A 5,113-nucleotide genomic window follows, 5' to 3' on the forward strand; every position below is an offset into this window, starting at 1 on the left:
CGGGGGCGCCGCCCACGCCGCTCCCGCGGGCCGCCGGGAGCGGTCGCCGCGAGGGCTTCCTGTGGCTGGCGGGGGACCACCACATCCACACGCAGTACAGCAGCGACGACAAGTACCGGGTCGTCGACCAGGTCCGCCAGGGCGCCCGGCACGGCATGGACTGGCTGGTCATCACCGACCACGGCAGCACCACCCACGCCCGCATCGGCGTCGAGAAGGTCAACCCGGACATCCGCGCGGCCAGAGCCGCCCACGAGGACACCCTCGTCTTCAGGGCCTGGAGTGGAACATCCCGGCCGCCGAGCTCGGCACCGTCTTCGTCCACCCGGGCAGCAACGAGGTCGCGGTCCTCAAGCAGTTCGAGACCGACTACGACGGCGGCGTCAAGGGCGCCACCGACTCCACGCCCGCCAACGAGGCCCTCGCCGTCGCCGGGCTGTCCTTCCTCGCCGACCAGGTCAAGCGGCGCAAGGTCAAGGACGCCCTGATGCTCGCCAACCACCCGGCCCGCAAGGGCATCGACTCCCCGCACGAGATCCGCGCCTGGCGCGACGCCACGCCCGGCGGCCGGCAGATCGCCGTCGGCTTCGAGGGCGCCCTCGGCCACCAGGCCGCCGGACTGCCCGCACCCCTCGGCCCCGGCGGGGCCCGAGGCATCTCCGACAACAGCCCCTCCGCCAACTCCTTCCCCGGCTACCCGCTGGAGAGCTACCGCACCTGGGGCGGCTTCGACTGGAAGACCGCCACCGTCGGCGGCCTGTGGGACAGCCTCCTCGCCGAGGGCCGCCCCTGGTGGATCACCGCCAACTCCGACTCCCACCAGGTGTACGCGGACACCACGGCCCGCAGCGCGGGCGGCGACTTCAACGCAGACGGCAAGCACCCCGACCCCGTGTACGGCGGGCAGATCGACACCGGCCAGGGCGACTCCTGGCCGGCCAGTACAGCCGCACCCACGTCGGCGCCGACGGCTTCTCCTACGCCGCCGTCATGGACGGCATCCGCGCCGGCCGCATCTGGGTCGACCACGGACAGCTCATCGGCGGCCTCGACGTCCGCGTCTTTGGCGGGGGCCGCTGGGCCACCCTCGGCGGCGCCCTGCACGTCCGCAAGGGCACCGAGGTCACCCTCACGGCCGACGTGGCCCTCGCCGGCGGCCCCAACTGGGCCGGATTCGTGCCCGAGCTGGCCCGCGTCGACGTCATCCAGGGCGAGGTGACCGGCCCCGTCGCGGACCAGGACACCTTCACCGCGCCCACGGCGAAGGTCGTCCGGTCGTACGACATCGGCACATCGGCCGGCACGGTCCGGCTCACCTACGACCTCGGCCGCGTCGACCGCCCGCTCTACGTCCGCCTGCGCGGCACCGACGGCAACCGGTCCGCCGTCGGCGCGATGGGCGCCGCAGTCGACCCGGCGGGTCCCGCCCTCGACGTCGTCGGCGACGCCGACCCGTGGCGCGACCTGTGGTTCTACGCCAACCCCGTGTGGATCCTGCCGTCGTGACGCCGTACGCCCTCACCCTGGACCCGGGCGGCATCAAGGACCTGCGTACCGCCGACCACCGCCTGCACGAGCTGGCGGCCGAACTCCGGCTGCCCAAGGACGTCTTCGGCTGTACGCATCTGATCCGCGGGGACCGGCCCCGGGTGGCCCTCTCCCTCGTCCTGCCGTCGGAGCCGCTCCTGCGCACCGCCCGGGAGCGGCTCACGGCGGCCGGACACGGCACGCTGTCGCCCGGGCTGCCCGACGAGGTGGGCCGTGCCGTGCTCTACCCGGGGGTCACGGCCCTCACCGGCACGCTGACGGTCGGGGAGCTGATCGCCGGCTCCGCGATCGACCGGGTGACGGTCCTGGGCACACCCCGGCCGCCGGACCCCGGCACGCGCATGGTGACGAGGAGCCATGTCCGGCCGCAGTGGCGGCACGGCGAACTCGTGCTCGCCGCCACCCCCGCCATGGGCGGCACCCTCGTCCCGTTCGAGGTCCCGGACCCGACCCCCTGCTGCGCGGATCACTGAGGCGCTTCGGGCCTCAGCCGTCCAGTACGTCCGCCACGAACCGGTTGCGGAACGTGCCGCCCGGATCCAGCGAGCGGACCAGCGCCCGGAAGTCGTCCAGGCGCGGATAGCGGGCGCGCAGGTCCGCCGCCGGGGTGGTGAACACCTTGCCCCAGTGCGGCCGTGCGTCGAACGGGGCCAGCGCCTCCTCCAGGCGCCGCACCACCGGCAGCACCGCCGCGCCGTCCTCGATCCAGGTGAAGTGCGCGGCCACCGTGTCCCGGCCGTAGGACGGGCTGAGCCACTGCTCGTCGGCGGCGACCGTGCGGATCTCGCAGGTCTGCAGCACCGGCGCGACGACCTGACGTATCGCGTCCAACGCGCGCAGGGCGTCGAGGGCGTGCCGGCGCGGCATCAGGTACTCCGACTGGAGCTCGGCGCCGCTGCTGGGCGTGAACTCGGCGCGGAAGTGCGGCAGCCGCTCGTGCCAGGGGCCCGGCACGCCGAACTGCTCGGTGCAGTTGACCGCGGGCATGCCCGGCACCGGATGCATCTTCTCGGCGGCGGGAACGGCGTACCCGAACTCGGGCAGCGGCTGGTCCGTGCGCCGCTTCAGCCACACCTGCCGGAAGCCGGGCGCCCGCCAGTCCGTGAACAGGCTCACGCTGTACGCCGCCGCCATCACCGTCTCGAACGTCGCCGTGTCCAGCCCCTCCAGCGGCAGCTCGGTGAAGACGTGCTGCTCGACCACGTAGGCCGGCTCCAGATCCAGCGTGAGCGCGGTCACGACACCCAGCGCGCCGAGTGAGGTCACCGCGCCGCCGAACCGCTCGTCGCCCCGTGCCACGGTCACCGCCGCGCCGTCCGCCGTGACCAGCTCCACCTCCCGCACCGACGAGGAGAGCGGGCCGTTGCCGACCCCGGACCCGTGCGTGCCGGTCGCGACCGACCCGGCCACCGAGATGTGCGGCAGCGACGCCATGTTCCCCAGCGCCAGCCCCCGCGCGTGCACCCGCCGGGCCAGCTCCGCGTACCGGACGCCGCCGCCCACCCGCACCGTGCGGGCCGCCGCGTCGACGTCCACCTCCGTCGGCAGGTCCGCCAGCGACAGCAGGACACCCTCGGCGCCCGGCTCGGCGATCGCGTTGAACGAGTGCCCGCTGCCCAGCACCCGCACCCGCGCGCTGTCCGCCACCAGGGCCCGCAGCGCGGTCAGGGAGCGCGGCCGGTGCAGCTCCTTGGCCGTGTAGGTGATGTTGCCGGCCCAGTTCCTCACGGTGATGTCGGTCATACCGCGGAACCTACCCGGCGCGTCTGAAGGGGCCCCGGGCGGGAAGCCGCCCCGGCGGGGGCATACCGTGAGGAGTCGTACGTCCGAGCCGGGAGGAGACACGACGATGGGCAGCCGTACCGCGCTGGTCGAGGATCTGATGGAGCGGTTCCCGCACGTGCCGCGGGAGGCCGTCTTCAAGGAGGACCTGCTCCGGGGCGGCGTCGCCTTCGACCCGTCCGCCCTCAGCGACAACGAGAGCGGCGAGGTCAAGCCGAAGTCGTACTTCATCTTCTCCTTCGACCACGGCACCCTGCCCGAGCTGGGCGAGGCCGCGCTGCGCCGCCCGCCGGAGGAGATCATCCTCACCGGCGGCCCCTACGACCTGCGCCGCACCGTCGTCTCGGTCCGGGTGAACCCCGCCTCGCCCTACCGGGTCGCCGCCGACGAGCACGGCATGCTCGGGCTCTACCTCGACGGCAAGCGGATCTCGGACGTCGGGGTGCCGCCCATGCCCGAGTACTACCGGCACACCCTGTCCAACGGGAAGTCCGTCATGGAGGTCGCCCCGACCATCCAGTGGGGCTACCTGATCTATCTGACCGTCTTCCGGGTCTGCCAGTACTTCGGCGCCAAGGAGGAGTGCCAGTACTGCGACATCAATCACAACTGGCGCCAGCACAAGGCCGCCGGCCGGCCCTACACCGGCGTCAAGGACGTCGAGGAGGTGCTGGAGGCCCTGGAGATCATCGACCGGTACGACACGGCGAAGGCCTCCACCGCCTACACCCTCACCGGCGGCGCCATCACCAAGACGGTCTCCGGGCGCGACGAGGCCGATTTCTACGGCCACTACGCCAAGGCCATCGAGGAGCGCTTCCCCGGCCGCTGGATCGGCAAGGTCGTCGCCCAGGCGCTGCCCAAGGACGACGTGCAGCGCTTCAAGGAGTACGGCGTGCAGATCTACCACCCCAACTACGAGGTGTGGGACGAGTACCTGTTCAAGATGTACTGCCCCGGCAAGGAGCGCTACGTCGGCCGCGACGAGTGGCACAAGCGCATCCTCGACTCCGCCGAGATCTTCGGCCCCCGCAACGTCATCCCCAACTTCGTCGCGGGCGTGGAGATGGCCGAGCCCTTCGGCTTCAAGACGGTCGACGAGGCCATCGCCTCCACCACCGAGGGCCTGCGCTTCTTCATGTCGCACGGCATCACGCCCCGCTTCACCACCTGGTGCCCGGAGCCGACCACCCCGCTCGGCAAGGCCAACCCGCAGGGCGCGCCGCTGGAGTACCACATCCGGCTGCTCCAGGCGTACCGGCAGACCATGGACGACTTCGGCCTGTCCTCGCCCCCCGGCTACGGCCCGCCCGGACCCGGCCGCGCGGTGTTCTCCGTCAGCTCCTTCATGGACAGCCTGCCCGCGCAGGACAACGCTCCGGAAACCGCGGAGGTGTGAGGCGCACGCGCTGAGCCGCCTGATTCCGCGGGGAGTTGTGAGAAAACTGAGGAGGCCGGAACCGAGACGTTCCGGCCTTCCTTGCGTATGGTCCCCTAGGAGTCGCGGGCGCCCGGTGCGCCGCGGCCTCACCGGCATCGCCCTCACCCCGGCGATGTGACCCCGTTCGCGCGGACCGCTGACGCAGGAGACCCATGCCCGACCTGCCGACCCCTCAGGACGACGCCGAGGCGGCGCTGTTCTCCGAGTGCTGGGACGCGGTGCTGTCCTACGCCGAGTTGTGCACGGCCGGGTCCTCCGCCGCCGCGCGGCTCGCCCGCGAGGCGTTCGCGCACGGCGTCCGCGAGGTCCGCGCCGCCCAGACCGGCACGGTCCGCGGCACCG

Annotated in this window: 3 protein-coding genes and 2 pseudogenes; 4 read left to right on the forward strand and 1 reads right to left on the reverse strand. The window is 72.7% G+C overall.

Annotated elements, in window-relative coordinates:
* Positions 1–1,506: pseudogene (locus tag N4P33_RS32575) on the forward strand (PHP domain-containing protein); the annotation flags it as partial.
* Positions 1,503–2,021, forward strand: a complete 519-nt coding sequence (locus tag N4P33_RS32580) for a hypothetical protein (RefSeq protein WP_260830544.1) — start codon at positions 1,503–1,505, stop codon at positions 2,019–2,021. The pseudogene N4P33_RS32575 and the gene N4P33_RS32580, both read left to right, overlap by 4 nt.
* 13 nt (positions 2,022–2,034) lie before the next feature.
* Here N4P33_RS32580 and N4P33_RS32585 read toward each other — a convergent pair whose 3' ends face one another.
* Positions 2,035–3,291, reverse strand: coding sequence for an FAD-binding protein (locus tag N4P33_RS32585; protein ID WP_260830545.1), 1,257 nt, complete (start codon positions 3,289–3,291; stop codon positions 2,035–2,037).
* A 106-nt stretch (positions 3,292–3,397) separates the two neighbouring features.
* Here N4P33_RS32585 and N4P33_RS32590 point away from each other — a divergent pair, with 106 nt between their 5' ends.
* Positions 3,398–4,729, forward strand: a complete 1,332-nt coding sequence (locus N4P33_RS32590; RefSeq protein WP_260830546.1) for a radical SAM protein — start codon at positions 3,398–3,400, stop codon at positions 4,727–4,729.
* Between the two features lie 194 nt (positions 4,730–4,923).
* Positions 4,924–5,113: pseudogene (locus N4P33_RS32595) on the forward strand (cellulose-binding protein); the annotation flags it as partial.

This window comes from Streptomyces sp. 15-116A (assembly GCF_025290915.1).
Taxonomy (GTDB): domain Bacteria; phylum Actinomycetota; class Actinomycetes; order Streptomycetales; family Streptomycetaceae; genus Streptomyces.

Bases quoted from the DNA above. Each gene is read 5' to 3' on its own strand.
- N4P33_RS32585 (WP_260830545.1), bottom strand. From the start codon at position 3,291: ATGACCGACATCACCGTGAGGAACTGGGCCGGCAACATCACCTACACG.
- N4P33_RS32590 (WP_260830546.1), top strand. From the start codon at position 3,398: ATGGGCAGCCGTACCGCGCTGGTCGAGGATCTGATGGAGCGGTTCCCG.